Origin of the sequence: Rhodovulum sp. 12E13 (assembly GCF_003340565.1) — a bacterium.
Classification (GTDB): Bacteria; Pseudomonadota; Alphaproteobacteria; order Rhodobacterales; family Rhodobacteraceae; genus HLUCCA09.
On sequence record NZ_QPLK01000021.1, the window covers coordinates 1 to 15,679 of the forward strand.

General features: G+C 72.9%; 20 protein-coding genes and 1 pseudogene. 14 read left to right on the forward strand and 7 right to left on the reverse strand.

What is annotated here, in order from left to right; translation table 11 throughout:
* Positions 1–551: acetyl-coenzyme A synthetase N-terminal domain-containing protein (locus DLJ49_RS16115; protein WP_147277327.1), on the reverse strand; the 551-nt coding region annotated here is incomplete at its 3' end.
* Positions 552–1,449: 898 nt separating this feature from the next.
* Here DLJ49_RS16115 and DLJ49_RS16120 point away from each other — a divergent pair.
* Positions 1,450–1,935 (forward strand): hypothetical protein, encoded by a 486-nt coding sequence (locus DLJ49_RS16120; protein ID WP_115394586.1) that lies wholly within the window; start codon positions 1,450–1,452, stop codon positions 1,933–1,935.
* Positions 1,936–2,002: 67 nt separating this feature from the next.
* Positions 2,003–2,920, forward strand: a complete 918-nt coding sequence (locus tag DLJ49_RS16125; protein WP_115394587.1) for an endonuclease/exonuclease/phosphatase family protein — start codon at positions 2,003–2,005, stop codon at positions 2,918–2,920.
* A gap of 3 nt (positions 2,921–2,923) precedes the next feature.
* Here the strand turns inward: DLJ49_RS16125 and DLJ49_RS16130 are convergent, their stop codons facing one another.
* Positions 2,924–3,463 (reverse strand): CIA30 family protein, encoded by a 540-nt coding sequence (locus DLJ49_RS16130; RefSeq protein WP_199533397.1) that lies wholly within the window; start codon positions 3,461–3,463, stop codon positions 2,924–2,926.
* A 73-nt stretch (positions 3,464–3,536) separates the two neighbouring features.
* Between DLJ49_RS16130 and DLJ49_RS16135 the strand changes: the two genes are divergently transcribed.
* Both DLJ49_RS16135 and DLJ49_RS16140 read left to right on the forward strand, forming a co-directional pair.
* Positions 3,537–5,888 carry a methyl-accepting chemotaxis protein gene (locus DLJ49_RS16135; RefSeq protein ID WP_115394588.1) on the forward strand — a complete coding sequence of 784 codons (2,352 nt, stop codon included), beginning with the start codon at positions 3,537–3,539 and terminating at the stop codon, positions 5,886–5,888.
* A gap of 554 nt (positions 5,889–6,442) precedes the next feature.
* Positions 6,443–7,321 carry a hypothetical protein gene (locus DLJ49_RS16140; protein ID WP_115394589.1) on the forward strand — a complete coding sequence of 293 codons (879 nt, stop codon included), beginning with the start codon at positions 6,443–6,445 and terminating at the stop codon, positions 7,319–7,321.
* Between the two features lie 52 nt (positions 7,322–7,373).
* Here DLJ49_RS16140 and DLJ49_RS16145 read toward each other — a convergent pair whose 3' ends face one another.
* Entirely contained in the window at positions 7,374–7,655 is a 282-nt protein-coding gene (locus DLJ49_RS16145; protein ID WP_115394590.1) for a DUF2312 domain-containing protein, read from the reverse strand.
* A gap of 180 nt (positions 7,656–7,835) precedes the next feature.
* Between DLJ49_RS16145 and DLJ49_RS16150 the strand changes: the two genes are divergently transcribed.
* Positions 7,836–8,051: a hypothetical protein gene (locus tag DLJ49_RS16150; protein ID WP_115394591.1), complete on the forward strand. Its 216-nt coding sequence runs from the start codon at positions 7,836–7,838 to the stop codon at positions 8,049–8,051.
* 18 nt (positions 8,052–8,069) lie between these two features.
* Here the strand turns inward: DLJ49_RS16150 and DLJ49_RS16155 are convergent, their stop codons facing one another.
* On the reverse strand, positions 8,070–8,408 hold the full coding sequence (locus DLJ49_RS16155) for a TraR/DksA family transcriptional regulator (protein ID WP_115394592.1): 339 nt from the start codon (positions 8,406–8,408) through the stop codon (positions 8,070–8,072).
* Positions 8,409–8,550: 142 nt separating this feature from the next.
* Between DLJ49_RS16155 and DLJ49_RS16160 the strand changes: the two genes are divergently transcribed.
* The 6 genes and pseudogenes from DLJ49_RS16160 to DLJ49_RS16185 all read left to right on the forward strand — a co-directional run bounded on the left by DLJ49_RS16160 (position 8,551) and on the right by DLJ49_RS16185 (position 12,323).
* Positions 8,551–8,976: a protein tyrosine phosphatase family protein gene (locus tag DLJ49_RS16160; protein WP_115394593.1), complete on the forward strand. Its 426-nt coding sequence runs from the start codon at positions 8,551–8,553 to the stop codon at positions 8,974–8,976.
* Between the two features lie 378 nt (positions 8,977–9,354).
* Positions 9,355–9,663: pseudogene (locus DLJ49_RS22500) on the forward strand (DUF2282 domain-containing protein); the annotation flags it as partial.
* 132 nt (positions 9,664–9,795) lie between these two features.
* Positions 9,796–10,650, forward strand: coding sequence for an MNIO family bufferin maturase (locus DLJ49_RS16170; protein ID WP_115394595.1), 855 nt, complete (start codon positions 9,796–9,798; stop codon positions 10,648–10,650).
* Positions 10,647–11,399, forward strand: coding sequence for an HvfC/BufC N-terminal domain-containing protein (locus DLJ49_RS16175; RefSeq protein ID WP_115394596.1), 753 nt, complete (start codon positions 10,647–10,649; stop codon positions 11,397–11,399). Before DLJ49_RS16170 ends, DLJ49_RS16175 begins: the two co-directional genes overlap by 4 nt.
* Entirely contained in the window at positions 11,396–11,962 is a 567-nt protein-coding gene (locus DLJ49_RS16180; protein ID WP_115394597.1) for a DoxX family membrane protein, read from the forward strand. Before DLJ49_RS16175 ends, DLJ49_RS16180 begins: the two co-directional genes overlap by 4 nt.
* Positions 11,963–12,116: 154 nt before the next feature.
* Entirely contained in the window at positions 12,117–12,323 is a 207-nt protein-coding gene (locus tag DLJ49_RS16185) for a cold-shock protein (protein WP_115394598.1), read from the forward strand.
* Positions 12,324–12,518: 195 nt separating this feature from the next.
* Here DLJ49_RS16185 and DLJ49_RS16190 read toward each other — a convergent pair whose 3' ends face one another.
* The 3 genes from DLJ49_RS16190 to DLJ49_RS16200 are packed head-to-tail and all read right to left on the reverse strand — an operon-like array spanning position 12,519 to position 13,848.
* On the reverse strand, positions 12,519–12,935 hold the full coding sequence (locus DLJ49_RS16190; RefSeq protein WP_115394599.1) for a c-type cytochrome: 417 nt from the start codon (positions 12,933–12,935) through the stop codon (positions 12,519–12,521).
* Positions 12,932–13,375 (reverse strand): c-type cytochrome, encoded by a 444-nt coding sequence (locus tag DLJ49_RS16195; RefSeq protein ID WP_115394600.1) that lies wholly within the window; start codon positions 13,373–13,375, stop codon positions 12,932–12,934. The genes DLJ49_RS16190 and DLJ49_RS16195 overlap by 4 nt, the downstream gene beginning before the upstream one ends.
* On the reverse strand, positions 13,372–13,848 hold the full coding sequence (locus tag DLJ49_RS16200) for a c-type cytochrome (RefSeq protein WP_233489116.1): 477 nt from the start codon (positions 13,846–13,848) through the stop codon (positions 13,372–13,374). Before DLJ49_RS16200 ends, DLJ49_RS16195 begins: the two co-directional genes overlap by 4 nt.
* A gap of 218 nt (positions 13,849–14,066) precedes the next feature.
* On the opposite strand from DLJ49_RS16200, the gene DLJ49_RS16205 reads away from it, so the two are divergent.
* From DLJ49_RS16205 to DLJ49_RS21830, 3 genes are all read left to right on the forward strand, one after another.
* Positions 14,067–14,510 carry a hypothetical protein gene (locus DLJ49_RS16205; protein ID WP_147277328.1) on the forward strand — a complete coding sequence of 148 codons (444 nt, stop codon included), beginning with the start codon at positions 14,067–14,069 and terminating at the stop codon, positions 14,508–14,510.
* Between the two features lie 100 nt (positions 14,511–14,610).
* Positions 14,611–15,312: a DUF1045 domain-containing protein gene (locus DLJ49_RS16210; protein ID WP_115394603.1), complete on the forward strand. Its 702-nt coding sequence runs from the start codon at positions 14,611–14,613 to the stop codon at positions 15,310–15,312.
* A 97-nt stretch (positions 15,313–15,409) separates the two neighbouring features.
* A complete protein-coding gene (locus tag DLJ49_RS21830; RefSeq protein ID WP_158547488.1) occupies positions 15,410–15,568 on the forward strand; it encodes a hypothetical protein in 159 nt (52 codons plus the stop codon).
* Positions 15,569–15,679 lie beyond the last annotated feature (111 nt).

Sequence of the window (15,679 nt, forward strand, 5' to 3'; positions counted from 1 at the left end):
TTGATCCGCGCGGCCAGCGCGTCGGAGGAAAACCCCGCGAAGACCACCGAGTGGATCGCCCCGATCCGCGCGCAGGCGAGCATGGCGTAGGCCGCCTCGGGGATCATCGGCAGGTAGAGGATGACGCGGTCGCCCTTGCCGACGCCCAGGTCCTCGAGGATGTTCGCCATCCGGCACACTTCGCGGTGCAGCTCGGCATAGCTGATGTGGCGGGCCTCCTCGGCGGGGTCGTCCGGCTCCCAGATGATCGCGGTCTGCTCGGCCCGGGTGGCCAGGTGCCGGTCGACGCAGTTGGCGCAGACGTTCAGCGTGCCGTCCTCGAACCAGCGGATATCGACCTGGCCCGGCTCGAACGACGTGCGCTTTACCCGCGTGAACGGCTTGATCCAGTCGACCCGCTTGCCCTGCTCCGCCCAGAACCCCTCCGGATCCGCAACGCTCGCCGCGTACAGCTCCTCGTACGCAGCAGAACCGACATGCGATGACGCGGCAAAGCCGGCGGGGACGGGTTGCAGGCCAGGCGCGGCGGGGGCGGCGTCGTGAATGGTCATGGGCTCCTCCCGAAAAGCATTACCCCCGGTTAGCGGGCGGCGTGAGGCGGCAACCTTGACCGGGATCAAACTGCGTCGTCCGGACAGGCGCTGAGAGGCTCCATACACGAATTGGTCAATGAGAGGCTAACATTCTTTTCTTTAATGCTTTTCCTGTCAATGTTTTGACTGAACGGCACACCACCTGAAAAGGTTAGCGCCAACGCCGCGCACAAACGGCCCGGATTACAGATGCTTCCCTGTCATGCCGGCCGCTCGCGCCCGTCGGGACGCGCCCGCACCGCACGCCGCGCCGCCGCCTCCGAGTGGCCTGCATGGTTGAAACTGTCGCAGCCGGCAGACCAGCCGGTCACCGCACAACCGGCGCGCGAACCGCGCCCCAGACCACGGGCAGCACGATTCGGGCCGGGGCGAATCGGCTGGCGCGCAAATCGAAGGCATGTGCGGCCGAAGCCGACACCGGCAGACGCGGCGGGGGATCGTGGGCGACCCGTGCTGCGCGTTCGCGCAGCCGGCAGCGGAGGGTCGTGGGCGGGCCATGGCCGCGGCGGCGTGCGGCCTGCCACACCGTGGCGCGCGTCGATGGCAAAACGTCGCGGCGACCCTGCCGGCGCCCCGGACCGCGCCATCGGCGAACGGGCGCCTCACGTTGGCCCCAAGCCCCTGAACCGCGTGGAAGAAGGCAGGCCCGACACTGTGCGGCCACTGCCTGCGGCGCGCGCCGTGCGCGTTCGGCAAGGCTCCGCGAGCGGCAAGAGAGACGGGCAGGAAGCGCCGACAGCCGGGCAAATTCGTGGTAAGGAAGCCACGTGACGCGGCCGCGCCGGGCGGGCTTGTTCCTCGGCCGCGGCCGGACCGCCGCTGGCGACCTGCCGGCGGCACGGCGCGGGAGGAGACCATGACGCCAGCGACGCTCATCCTCGGCATCGACCAGTCGGACGCATGTCCGGGCTTCGGCCCCGCCTGCCTCGAGAGGTTGGGCGCGCGATGGCGCTTTCCGGGCAAGGTCCGGCTGCTGCGCGTGGGAGCCGACGCGCCCGGCGTGGCGCACCTCGTGCCAGGGGCGCAGGCGCTGCTCGTCTTCGGCGCGCTCGGGCCGCGCGCGGCGGGCGGGCTGCAGATCGTGCAGGGGCACAAGGCCCAGGACGTGCTCGACGCGGCCCCGCCGGGCGGCCTCGCCGCGCTGGCCGATGCGCTGGAGACCGCTGCGGCTGGCGGTGCGCGGCCGGGCCGGATGGCGCTCGTGGGCTGTGGCCCCGACACGGACGGCAACGCGCCGGTCGCCCCCGCGGTCGAGGTGGCGCTGACCATCCTGCGGGGGTGGGGCATCTGCCCGATGCCCGGCGCCGCGCGGGCGGAACAGCTGGAGCCGGCCGCCGGCTGACCGCGCGGGCGGCAGGGGCCGCAATGGCCGCTTTCCCGCCGGCGGCGCGCATGTCACCCTCGCGCCCATGCGGCTGGCCACCTTCAACGTCCAGAACATGCGGCTGCGCCGGACCGCCGGACGCGCCCGCCTCGACGGGGCGCGTGACCGCGACTGGCAGGGGCCCGACGATACCGCTCTCGACCGGATCGACCGGCGGCTGACGGCCGAGGTGATCCATGCGATCGACGCCGACGTTGTCGCGCTGCAGGAGGTGTTCGACCGCGAGACGCTCGACTGGTTCCACGACTCGGTCCTGCTGCCGACCGGCACCGCGCCCTACCCCCACCGGATCTGCCTGAAGGGCAACGACGGGCACGGGCTGAACGTCGCGCTGATGAGCCGCCGCGCCCCCGACGCCGTGACGAGCCACGCCGAGGCGACGGCGGCCAGCCTCGGCCTCGCCGACCCGCCGGGCGAGGTGGCGCGCGGCCCGCTCTTTCGCCGCGATTGCCTCGCGGTGCGGATCGGGGCGCTCTCGCTCTACGTCTGCCACCTCAAGGCACCGTGGCCCGACAGGAAGCGGGCACGCGCGATCCGGCGGGCCGAGGCCGAGGGCGTGCGCCGCATTGTCGAGAGGGCGCACCCCGCCCCGGCCGAGGCCGAGTGGATCGTGCTGGGCGATCTCAACGAGGCGGCACCGCACGCCGGCGACGCGCTCGCGCCCCTGCGCGGCGGGTTCGCCGTCGACCTGATGGCGCGGCTGCCGCCGGGCGAGGACTGGACGTTCCGCACGCCCGACGGCGCGGCGCAGGGGCGGCCCGACGCGATCCTGCTCTCGCCCGCCCTCGCCCGCCGCTTCCCCGATGCTTTGCCCCGGATCTTCCGCGCCGGGATGGACCCTGACGCGGCGGCGCGCGCCGGCCCGCGGTTCCGCGCGGTGGGCGCGCCCCGGCCCCATGCGAGCGACCACGCGGCGGTCTGGGTCGATCTCGACGGGTTGTGAGGCTCACCAGATCCACAGGCTCCGCACCTCGAGGTCGGCCTCATGGTCGCGGCCATAGGCGACGAGGCCGATCGACGTGACATCCTGCGGCCGCGGCGTGCCGCGCAACAGCGCCCCCGAGGCCCGGAACGACGTGAACGGCAGACGCGCCTCCTGCCATTCGGGCGCGGTGGCGAACCCGGCCTGGTAGTAGTGCCACGGCAGGCGCGTGCCGCGCGTGCGCAGATGGACGAAATACCGCTCGCCGTTGCCCCGCGCCTCGAGCGCGATCCCGCGCGCGGCCGGGTCGAGGGGCGTGGCGAGCTCGGTGCGGACCTGGATGAAGCCGCCCCGGTTCTCGGTGCTGACCGTTCCGCTCAGCCGGATCGCGCCGCCGGTCGCCTCGGCCGCCCCCTTCGACACACCGCCCATCACCCGGTCGCTCAGGTAGCGCCACGGGCCCTCCGGATCGGTGACGTAATCGCGCTCCATGCCCTGCCCTTCTCCCGCGCCGGCGGCAAGGCAGGCCGCGCCGCCCAGGATCGCCCCCCGCCTGTCGATCATGATTGCCCTGCCCCGTTCAGCCCCTGTCAACGGATCTCTGCCAAACGATGCCCCAAAGGTACGGGAGAACGCCATGGCGGATTGGTCGGTCGCGCGACGTCTGAAAGTGGGCCTCGGCACGCTCGCCGGCGTGATCTTCGTGGTGGCACTCGTTGCCGTGGGCGCCTCGCTCTTCCTCAAGGGCCAGTTCGGAGAGTATCGCGCCACGTCACAGACGACCAACGATATCAATGCCATCGCCGAGGACATGTTCGATGCCCGCCTCGCCGTCGCCGCCCTGCAGGCCGGCCGGGGCGACGCGGCAGCGCTGCGCGACGAAGTCGGCTCCAACCTGGCGGAAATCGACGAGGTCGCGCGTCGACTGCTGGACACGGGCGAGATCGATGCGCAGTCACGCGCTCATCTCCAAACGATCGTGACCGAGGCCGCGACGTTTCACGCTGCCTTCCTGACCGGGGCCGACCGGCAAAGCGAACGCGATTCGCTTGTCGCCGGGGCGCTGGGCGAGGGCGACGCCGCGAAAGAGGCGCTCACCACCCTGATGGACGCCTCGAACCGCGCCGGCGACGCGGGCACCACCTTCTCGGCCGCGCGGGTGCAGCGGGACCTGATGGAAGGGCGGATCGCGCTGGAGCGGTTCGCGACCACCGGCGCGCCCGAACAGATCGAGACGGCCCGCACCGTGCTCGCCGGTGCGCAGCAGCAGCTTTCGTGGATGGCCACGATGGTGTCCGACCAGGCGCGCACCGCAACGCTGACCTCGGCGCGCGACCTGGTGGCGGCCTACGCCGAGAGCGCCGAGGCCGTCGCCGCGACGCAGGCCGCCCGCGATGCGGCCTATGCCGACATGCACGAGGCCGAGGCCACGACGATGTCCGCGATCGACACGCTGGTCGACGACCTCGTAACCCGGCAGCAGGGCGTTCATGCCGAGATCCGCGGCACCTTCGCCATGACGACGCTCGCCCTCAGCCTGCTGGCGGGGGTGTCGTTGCTCGGCGCGCTTCTGATGGCCCGGGCGATGCTGCGCCGGATCGGCGCCGATTTCGACCGCTCGCTCGAGACGGTGGGCGCGCTCGCCGACGGCGATCTGGACGTCGAGATCGAGGGGGCCGGCCGCGCAACCGAATTCGGCCGCCTCGCCGACGCGCTCGTGATCTTCCGCGACAAGGGCAGGGAGGCGCAGGAACTCGCCCGCCGCGAGGACGCCGCCCGGCAGGAGCGGCTCGAGGCCGAGCGGAAGCAGGCCGAGCGCGAGGCGGAGGCGGAACGCGAGCGCACCGTGGCCGCGGCGCAGGCGGCGGAGGCGCGCAAGCGCGAGATCTTCGAGACGCTGCGCGCGGCCGTCGACGGCGTGGTGACGGCCGCGGCCGAAGGCGACTTCTCGCGCCGGGTCGATGCGGGGGCGCTCGACCCCGAGCTCGCGCCCTTCGCGCAGGGCATCAATCGCCTGATGGAAAACGTCGATCGCGGCCTTGCCGAGATCGCCAAGGTGAGCGGCCGCCTCGCCGAGGGCGATCTGCGCGAGGGCATGGACGGGCAGTTCGAGGGCACCTTCGCGTCGTTGCAGCAGAACATCGAGGCGATGATCGCCTCGCTCGGGGGCCTGCTGTCGTCGATCGCCGCGGAGGCGGAGGGCGTGGCCGGCCAGTCGGCCGAGATGACGGCCGGAGCCGAGGATCTCGCCCGCCGCGCCGAGAGCCAGGCCGCCTCGCTGGAACAGACCTCGGCCGCGATGACCCAGATCGCCTCGTCGGCCGACTCCAACGCGCATTCGGCCGCGCAGACCAACACCGCCGCGACCGAAATGAACGACGAGGCAGGCAAGGCGCGCGCCGTGCTCGACGGCACCGTGGCCGCGATGCGCGACATCGAGGCCCACTCGAAGGAGATCGAGGCCATCGTCGACGTCATCGAGGATATCGCCTTCCAGACCAACCTGCTGTCGCTCAACGCCTCTGTCGAGGCCGCACGCGCCGGCGAGGCGGGCAAGGGCTTTGCCGTGGTGGCCAACGAGGTGCGCGCCCTGGCCCAACGCTCGGCAGAGGCGTCCTCCAAGGTGCAGCAGATCATCACGCAGAGCACCGGGGTGATCTCGCGCGGATCCTCTGCCGTGGACGAGACCGGCGAGGCGCTGTCACGGATCGTCGAGCGCATCGGCACCGTCTCGGCGAACCTGCGCGAGATCAAGGCGGCGAGCGAGGAACAGGCGACCGCGGTGAAGGACATCTCGAACGCCTTCGCCCAGCTCGACAAGATCACGCAGAAGAACGCGGCCGTGGCCGAGCAGACCCGGGGCGCGGCGGCGCTGCTCTCGACCCAGTCGGAGCGCATGCAGCAGGCGATCGGCAAGGTGCGCCTGCGCAACGCCCCTCACCCGGCGCGCAGCACCCTACCCGGAAAGACCGGCTCGGAAGCCGCCTGAACCAGGAGACCACCGCCACGGAGAGGGCGCTGCCTCGGGCAGCCGTGGGGCGGCAGCCAGGGAGCGGCGCCCCGCAACCGCAGGCTCGGCCCCGGTGGCAGGACACCGCGACGCCGAGCCGACGAGACGCAGAGGACAGCGCGGACCTGGCAAGGCAAGGCATGGCACGGCGCGATGCGGCACGGCGCGATGCGGCACGGCGCGATGCGGCACGGCGTGGCACTGCACAGCGGGGCACGGCACTTCACGGCGCGGCACCACGCAGCACGGCACTTCACGGCATGGCACCACGCAGCACGGCACGGCACGGCATGGCACCCAAAAAGCGCGGCACGGCGCGGCACGGCGCGGCACGGCGCTGCACGGCCATCGCACCCTTGCGCCGCAGGCCGGCGCCGATGCGGGCATGTCCGTCTCCGCGGGCAAAACGGCCGGCCGCGTGGCCGCCATCCGGGCGCCGCGGGCCTCCGCTGTCGGCCCGCGGACCGCGCACCGAATTGCTACCGGACAGGGGCGCTCCTATACTCCTCGCCGCGGATCGGAGAGGCAGGGCAATGCGCTTCACCTACCATATCGGGCTGCATTGCACGGACGCGGACCGCGCCCTCGACCGCCTGCTCGCACAATCGGGCACGCTGGCGCGCCAGGGCATCGCCGTGGCGCGCCCCGGCGTCTTTCGCCCGGCCCTGCGCGAGGCCATGCTCGAGCTTCGCGGCGCCGCCGCCTCGCCGCAGATGCAGGCGCACCTTCTCGCCGCGATCTGCGACATCGACGAGCCGGAGCATGTGCTGCTGTCGTCCGACAGCTTCCTCTGCGTGCCCCAGCGCGCGGTCGCCGACGGCACGCTCTACCCCCTTGCCCGCGAGCGCGCGCCATGGATCCGCAACCTCTTTCCAGATGCGCCCGCGCATTTTGCCCTTGCGCTGCGCAATCCCGCGAGCCTCATTCCGGCCCTGCAGGCGCGCTTCGCCGACCGCGAGAGCTGGGAGGAGTTCGTCGGCCGCATCGATCCCGAGGCGCTGTCGTGGACCGACATGGTGGCGCGCCTGCGCGACGCCGTGCCCGACGCCGAGATCACGGTCTGGTGCAGCGAGGACGCGCCGCTGCTCTGGCCCGATCTGCTCGCCCGGCTTGCCGGCACCCCGCCCGACGCGGCGCCCGAGGGCGGCGACGACTTCGTGGCAGACCTGATGTCGCCAGAGGGCTTCGCCCGCCTGCAGGGCTACCTGGCGGAGAACCCTGCCCGCGACGCGGGACACCGCCGCCGCGTCGCCGCGGCGTTCCTCGATCGCTTCGCCCGGCCCGAGGCGGTGGCCGACGAGTACGATCTGCCGGGCTGGGACGCCGACCGCGTCGCGCGCCTGACCGAGCGCTACGAGGCCGACATCGCCCGGATCGGCGCGATGCACGGCGTCACCCTGCTGCTGCCCTGACCGGCCGCCCGCCGCCGCAGCCCGGCCTCGCGGCAGACCGCGCCGGGGCGGCTCACATGCCCAGCGCCTGCTTGTACATCTCGAGCACCGCCTCCTCCTCGGCGATGTCGTCGGGCTCGCGCTTGCGCAGGGCGATCACCTTGCGCATCACCTTGGTGTCGTAGCCGCGCGCCTTGGCCTCGGCCATCACCTCCTTCTGCTGGTCGGCGATGTCCTTCTTCTCGGCCTCGAGCCGCTCGAACCGCTCAATGAACTGGCGCAGTTCGTCGGCCGTCACCCGGTAGCTGTCGGGCGCACCGCCCTCGTCGACCCCTGACTCGATCTGATCGGCCATGCGTCTTGCCTCCGCCCTTGCCTCGTGCCCCTGTGCCGCAGCGTCGCCCCGCTCGGCCGCCGCGTCCGGAGCCGCGTGGTAGCCACAGCGCAGCCCCCCCGCAAGGCTTGCCCGCCCCCGCGCGACAGGCTAGGCCGCCGCGACAGAGGAACTGGAAGGCCACGAGGGAGCGAACGGCGCATGGACGGTCTCATCCTTGCCGGCGTGGCGCTGTCGGTCGCCGGCCTCGGCGGAATCCTGTGGTGCATCGTGACGGTATGGCGCGCGAAACGCGCGGGCCTCGACGACGACGCCCTGCGCGCCCGCCTCCAGCGGGTCGTCACGGTGAACCTGGCCGCACTCCTCACCTCTGCCCTGGGGCTCGGGCTGATCGCGGTGGGGCTGATTCTGGCCTGACGCGGCGTTGCGGGCGGGCTAGCGCGGATGGGCGCCGGCGCAGGCCGCACAGAGCGGGGTATGGGGCAGGAGGTCGAGCCGCTCCCGGGCGATGTCGTCGCCGCAGCGCACGCAGACGCCGTAGGCCCCCTCCTCGATCCTCTGCAGCGCGGCGCGGATGGCGGCCATCTCGGCCTTGCCGGCAACGCCCTGCCGCTCGAGCACCTCGTCGGCCTCGCGCTCCTGCGCGAGTTCCGACCAGTCGCGGCTCTGGTGGCTGTCGAGCTCGTCCTCGATCTCGTGCAGCATCCGGTCGAGCGTCTCCAGCCGTGCTTCCAGCGTTTCCCTGCGGGCGGCGATATCGGGCGCGTCGGACATGTCTCGGCGTCTCCCCCTCCACTACGGTTGAACGATCCTGCGCCGGCCCGGGCCCGGGGCGCCTTGACGCAGGTCAATCCCGCGCGGGGCGCCCTGCCCGCGGGCTCTTGACGCGGCGGTGCCGGAAGCAGGAAAAGGACATATGGAAATTCGCCCCCTGACAGGCCGCTACGCCGTCTCGCCCCAGATCGCCGCCGAAGACGTCGCGGCGGCGAAGGACGCCGGCTTCACCGCCATCATCTGCAACCGGCCGGACGAGGAGGTGCCGCCCGGCTTGCAGGCCGCCGACATCCGCGCGGCGGCCGAGGCTGCGGGCCTCGCCTTCGTCGAGAACCCGATCACGCATGGCGGGATGCCGCCCGAGACGATCGACCTGCAGCGGCGCACGATCGAAGAGGCGCCGGGGCCGGTGCTCGCCTATTGCGCGTCGGGCACCCGCTCGACGGTCGTGTGGATGCTCGGCGCCGCGCCCGAGGAGTCGCCCGACACCCTGCTGTCGGCGGCGCGCGCCCAGGGCTATGCGCTCGACATGCTGCGGCCCCAGCTCGACGAGCTGCACCGGGGCTGAGCCGCCCCCGGGTCGGCCCCGATCGGGCCCTCGCCGCCAGATCGCTTCCGGGCGCCCTGCCTCCACTGTAACACCTCTCACGGCCGGCCTTGAACAGCCGTGCCGGGCGCGCCCGTGTGGCCCGCATTATTTCAGCTTCGCCGTGTCCAGCTGAAACAATGCTGCGCAGCGGCGCGGCGGCATCACGGAAAGTCTCGTGATCTGCCAGGGCCTTGACGCTACGGCATCACGCGATCGGGAGCGGCGCGGGTCACGCTCGCGTGCCGCACGGTCGCGTGACTGGGGTGTCCGGGCAGCTTCGGCCTAGCGTGATGCATGTGTCGCGGAGGAGCCGCCGGCACGACAGACCGACTGCCGATCAAGAAGGGACCGACCCAGATGACCGACACCAAGACCCTGGCGCTGACCGCTGCCGTTGCTGCCGCCGTCTCCGCCTACGCCGCCGCGCCGGCGCATGCGCAGGCACAGGAAAAGTGCTACGGCGTCAGCCTCGCCGGCGAGAACGACTGCGCCGCCGGCCCCGGCACGACCTGCGCCGGCACCTCGACCGTCGACTACCAGGGCAATGCCTGGACGCTGGTCGATGCCGGCACCTGCACCGATATCGACCTGCCCGACGGGCGCACGGGCGTGACCGCCGCCCAGCTGGAGGAGTGGGGCTTCAACGGCATCAAGCGCGATCTTCCCGACGACGCGAGCCTGACCGAGGATGTACTGAACCAGTATGTCACGCCCGAGCGTCTCGCCGAACTCAGCAGCTGATCGAAACGAGCGCCGCCTGCTTTGCGGGCGGCGCCGCCCCCGGGGGAGCCTGCCGCCATGCTGGATTCGACGCGCACATGCACCCTGCCCGATGCCCCTGGCGTGGGCTTCAAGGCGTGCCACTTCGAGGCGGTGACGTCCGCGCCCGGCGCCGTCCGCTGGCTCGAGATACATGCCGAGAACTATCTCGGAGACGGCGGCCGCCCGCAGGCGCAACTCGCCGCCCTTGCCGAGCGGTTCCCCCTCTCCGTGCATGGCGTGGGCCTGTCGATCGGCGCCGAGCGGGGCCTGGACCCCGACCACCTCGCCCGCGTCGCGGGCCTCGTCGACCGGCTGCGACCGGCGAGCTTTTCCGAGCATCTCGCCTGGTCGACGCACGACACGGCCTTTCTCAACGACCTTCTTCCGCTGCCCTATACCGAGGTGACGCTCGACCGCGTCTGCACTCATGTCGACCAGGTGCAGGCGGCGCTGAACCGCCCCATCCTGCTGGAGAACCCCAGCACCTACCTCTCCTTCGCCGAAAGCGCGATAACCGAGACCGACTTCCTGCGCGAAATCACGGACCGCACCGGCTGCGGCCTGCTGCTCGACGTCAACAACGTGTTCGTCTCGGCCACCAACCTCGGCACCGACCCGCGCGCCTACCTCGCCGCCTTCCCGATGGAGCGGGTGGGCGAGATCCATCTCGGTGGCCACGACGCGCAGGAGGACGAGCACGGCGCGCCCCTGCTGATCGACAGCCACGGCCGCGAGGTGGCCGACCCGGTCTGGACGCTCTACGCCGAGGCGATCGCCGCCGCCGGCCCCCGCCCCACCCTGATCGAGTGGGATACCGACGTGCCCGACTGGGCGACGCTCGCCGCCGAGGCGACGCGCGCCGAGGCGATCCTGGCGCGGGTGCCGGCATGAGCGTCACGCAGGAGACCTTTCGCGCAGCGCTGCTCGACCCCGCGGCGCCGGTGCCCGACGGGCTGACCGATGCCGCAGGGCGTCCGGCCGGGCGGCGCTTCGACGTCTACCGCAACAACGTGGTCGCCTCGCTCGCCGCCGCGCTCGAGACGGGGTTTCCGGCGGTGCGCGCACTGGTGGGGCCCGACCGCTTCCGCGCGCTGGCCATCGCCCATGCCCGCGCCCACCCGCCCCGAACGCCGCTGATGATGCATGCAGGCGCCGACCTGCCCGCCTTCCTCGAGGCGGCCGGCTTCGGCGCCGCGCTCGCCGACGTGGCGCGGCTCGAGCTCGCGGTGCGCGAAAGCTACCACGCCGCCGACACAGCCCCCGTCGACCCCGCGGCGCTGGGGCAGATCACGCCCGAGCGGCTGGAGAACCTGCGCCTGGGCATCGCGCCCGCGCTGCGCCTCGTGCCATCGGCGCATGCCGTGGTGTCGCGGCGCCAGGCGGCGCTCGAGGGCAGCGCCCAGGGCGCGCAGGATCGCCCCGAGACCGCCCTCGTCACGCGACCCGGTTTCGACCCGGTGGTCACCGCGCTCGCCCCGTCAGAGGGCGTCTTCGTCGCCGCGCTGGCGCGGGGCGCCCCCCTCGGCACGGCCGTGGCCCGAGCAGCGGCCCACGATCCCGCCTTCACCCCCGCCGCCGCCCTCTCGGCCCTGCTTGCGGGCGGCGCCATCACCTCGCTCGAGACGGAGCCTGCGCCATGACTGCCCTCATCACCTTCCATGATCGCGCCTTCGCGCGCCTCGACGCCGCCGTGTCCGAGATCGTGCTGCCGACCGCCGCGCGCCTCGTCTTCGCGGGGGTGCTGCTGTTCTACTTCTGGGCGTCGGCCGTCACCAAGCTGGGCGACGGCCTGCTGGGCTGGATCCGCCTCGACACGGGCGCCTACATCCAGATGTTTCCGCGCGCCTTCGAGGCGGCGGGCTACGATCCCTCGGCGCTGCCGATCTCGCTCAAGCTGATCGCTCTCGCAGGCACCTGGGCGGAATTCATTCTGCCGTTGATGATCGTGATCGGCCTGTTCACCCGCCTCGCCGCGCTGGGGATGATCGGCTTCGTCGTCGTGATGTCGGCGACAGACATCGCCGGCCACGGCGTCGACGCCGCCACGATCGGCGCCTGGTTCGACCGGGCCTCGGGTGCGCCCATCGCAGACCAGCGGGCGTTCTGGCTGTTCCTGCTGCTGTTTCTTGCCCTGCGCGGAGGCGGTCCGCTCTCGGCCGACCGTTTTCTGGGCATCGGCCACAGCCCCCGCGACCCAGCGTAAGGCAGCGCGGGCCGCGACATCTTGTCTTTTTCCTGCGGTGCGCCACTTCACGCGGGGGCGCCGACCCGCCGCGCGGCCGGCGGCGGCGCCCCCTCGAGGCGCCGCATGGCGGCGCCGACGGGTCTGAAGGGAAGACGCAGGGAGACGCGGGACCATGCCGACCGGCACCGTGAAATGGTTCAACACGACCAAGGGTTACGGCTTCATCGCCCCGGACGACGGCGGAAAGGACGTATTCGTCCACATCTCGGCGGTGGAGCGCGCGGGGCTGACCGGCCTCGCCGACAACATGAAGGTGGCCTACGAGCTGCGCGAGGGCCGCGACGGACGGGTGCTCGCGGCCGATCTCAAGGCGCTGTGAGCGCGGGCCGCCGCGCCCTTGACCGGTTTCACGGCTCTTTGCGCAACCACGCGTGCCGCGCGATGAGGTAACTCTGGTCAGCGGCCGAGCGGCCAGTCTGGCGACCGACCCGCGCGGCGATCGTGGCGTCATCGAGGCCGAATGGCTCGGGCCGGCATCACCCGAGGCGGGCACGAGCCGGGGCCGGCATGGCGCTCACTGCGGGGACCGCTGCCTCGCCTCGAGCCAGCGCGCGATGTCGCGTGCAGCGCGCGGCGTCTCGACCGGCCCGGCCGCGGTCTCGACGGTCACGCGCCCGCCCCGGTCGAACGCGCCGCCATAGATCGGCATCGGCGCACCATGGGCGAGCAGCGGGTCGCGTCCCTCGATCTGCGCCAGCACCCGCGCCAGGGGAAACGTGCCGCCCGAGCGCGCGGCGAGCGTCGTGAGGTCGGGCACCGGCACGGTCAGGAGCGGCGCGGTCGGCCCCGCCCCCATGGCCAGCGCGCCGTGACAGGTGGCGCAGAAGGCGGCATACGCCGAGGCGCCCGGATCGTCCGGGCCCGGCTCCTCGGCCGCCACCGGCAGGGCGAGGGCGACTGCGAGCGCCGGCCCGAGAGGCGCCCCCCTCACGACCCCTCCTGGATCGCCATGAGCCAGGCCACAAGGTCGGCCACCGGCCGCGAGGTCAGGACGGGCTGGCCCGCGGGTGTCTTCATGGCCGTGTCCTCGCCCTCGAAGAACGGACCGAAGACCGGCATGGGCGAGCCATGCGCCAGCACCGGGTCGCGCCCGTCGATCTGCCGGACCACGCGCGCCGTGGGGAAGACACCCCCGTTTCCGGCCGAAAGGGCGGTGAGGTCGGCGGGTTGCAGCGTCATGATCTCGGCCGTCGGCCCGTCGCCGCGCCCCTCGGCGCCGTGGCAGGTTGCGCAATAGAGGTCGTAGAGCGCGGCGCCCTGCTGCGGGTCGCCCACCGCCTCCTGCGCAGGCGCCGACAGCGGGGCGGCGAGACAGGCGGCAACGACGAGCGCGCCAGTGCGCGCGCCGGTGCGGAACGGGAATCGGGTCATGGCGTGTCCTCCTGGACGGTCTCGAGCCAGCGGGCAATGGCGAGAATCGGCTCGGTCGTCGCAACCGGCGCGCCGCCGGGGCCGTCGACGACCGCGGCCGGCCCGGTCAGCAGCCCGCCGAACATCGGCATCGGCCCGCCATGCGCGGCGAGGCCCTGCCGCCCGTCGACCGTCTGGATCACCCGCGCGATATCGTAGGTGCCCGCGTTGCGTGCGGCGAAACGGGTGAGATCGGGCACCTCGACGGTCAGCAGCTCGGCGGTCGGCCCGTCGCCCCCGGCCTCGCGGCCGTGGCAGCCGGCACACGCCTCGAGGAAGGCCACGCGCCCCGCCTCGGGGCCCGTCGGATCGCCCGTCGGGTAGCCGGCCGGATCGCCCGCCGGCTCGGAAGGCCCGGCCTGCTGCGCAGCGGCGCCCCCGGCCAGCGCCGCGACTGCCGCCGCCATCGCCGCCGCCCGTCTCCATCGGATCATCGCGCACCTCCCTGCGTGGTCTGCCCTGCCCCAGCCTTACCCTGCACCCGGCCGCCGTGTCTGATCCAGCACAAACGTCGCGGCGTCGGCCGCAGACAGGCGCGACCCGGCGGCAACGGCGCACGCGCCGCCCGCCCGCGGCGTCTTTGCCCGCGCGCGGCCCCGTGGTAGCACCTGCAGGGACGGGACAGCGACAATCTGCGAGGGGCGACACCACGATGTCCAGGACACTCACCGCACTGGCCCTTTCGGCCATGACCGCCGCCACGCCGGGCCTCGCGCCCGCGCAGGAGGCCCAGAGCGAGGGCGGCGGCGCCTTCACGCTCGAGCTCAACACCACCGCCACGGTCGGGCAGAGCTGCCGGGTGACCTATGTCGCCACCAACAACCTCGGCACCGATCTCGCGACGATGACGCTCGAGATGGCGGTGTTCGACGCCGATGGCACGGTGACCGACACGCGGATCCTGCTCGATTTCGGCGCGATGATGGCCGGCAAGACCAAGGCCATCGCCTTCGACCTCGCCGAGACGACCTGCGAGGACATCTCGCGCCTCCTGGTCAACGACGTGGCCGAGTGCACCGCGGCCGACGGGTCGGAGCCCGACTGCCTTGCCGCCCTCGAGACGAGTTCGCGCGCCGAGATCGACTTCGGGCTCTGACCGGGGCGGGCGCTCGCGCGCTGCGCTGCGCGCCCCCTCGCGCCCCTGCCGGCCCGCGTGCTAGCGCGGGGAGCACGCCCGGGAGCAGGGAGGCCCGCCCATGGACGGATATACGCGCTTCGCGCTCTACTACGCGCCGCCGCCCGGCGCCCTCGCCACCCTCGGGGCGCAATGGCTGGGGTGGGATGCGGAGGCCGGCCGCGGCGCCTCGCTGCCGCCGGGGCAGGACTGGCCGACCCTGCCCCGCCCGCAGAAGGCGCTGACCCGCCAGCCGCGCGCCTACGGCTTTCACGGCACGCTCAAGCCGCCCTTCGCTCTGGCGGAGGACCGCACGGTGACCGGGCTGCACGCCGCCGTCTCGGCCCTTGCGCCGCGGCTGCACCGGCTGCGGCTCGACGGGCTGCGCGTGGCCGAGATGGGCGACTTCCTCGCGCTGGTGCCTGAGGGCGACACGACCGCGCTCGATGCGCTGGCCGCCACGCTGGTCGAGGCGCTCGACGGGTTCCGCGCGGCCCCGACCGACGCGGAGGTCGCCCGCCGCCGCGCCGCGGGCCTGACCGAGCGGCAGGAAACCATGCTGGCGCGCTGGGGCTACCCCTTCGTGATGGACGAGTTCCGCTTTCACATCACCCTCACCGGCCCGATCCCCGACGCGGCGGAGCGCGCGGCGGTGGCCGATGCCCTCCGACCGCTCTTCGAGCCGCTGATCGAGCGCCCCTTCCGGATCGACGAGATCTGCCTCTTCGGCGAGGGTCAGGACGGCCGCTTCCGCAACCTGCACCGATACCCCCTTTCGGGCTGAGGGGCACGCGGGCCCGGATTTCCCCGGATCGTGCCACGACAGCGCCGCATTCCACCGCTTGTTTCTGCGCGGGACGACGGGAAGGCGGAGGCGCAGGATGCAGCCGATCGCAGAGATGATCGCCGGGATCACCCTGGGAGAGCTGGTCCTTGCCGGGCTCGCCATCGCCCTGGCCCGCGACGCCGCCGTGGCACTGCTGCCCGACCGGATCGCCGGGCCGGGCGGATGGCTGATCGACACCTCTCGCCGCGGCTGAGGGGGCTGCCGCCCGCCGAAAGGGCAAATGCCGCTCGAGCGGGCATCTCTCGCGCATGCCAGGCGCGCCGCGTCATCGCCCGGGATTCAAGGCGCGATGTCATACGGGCGA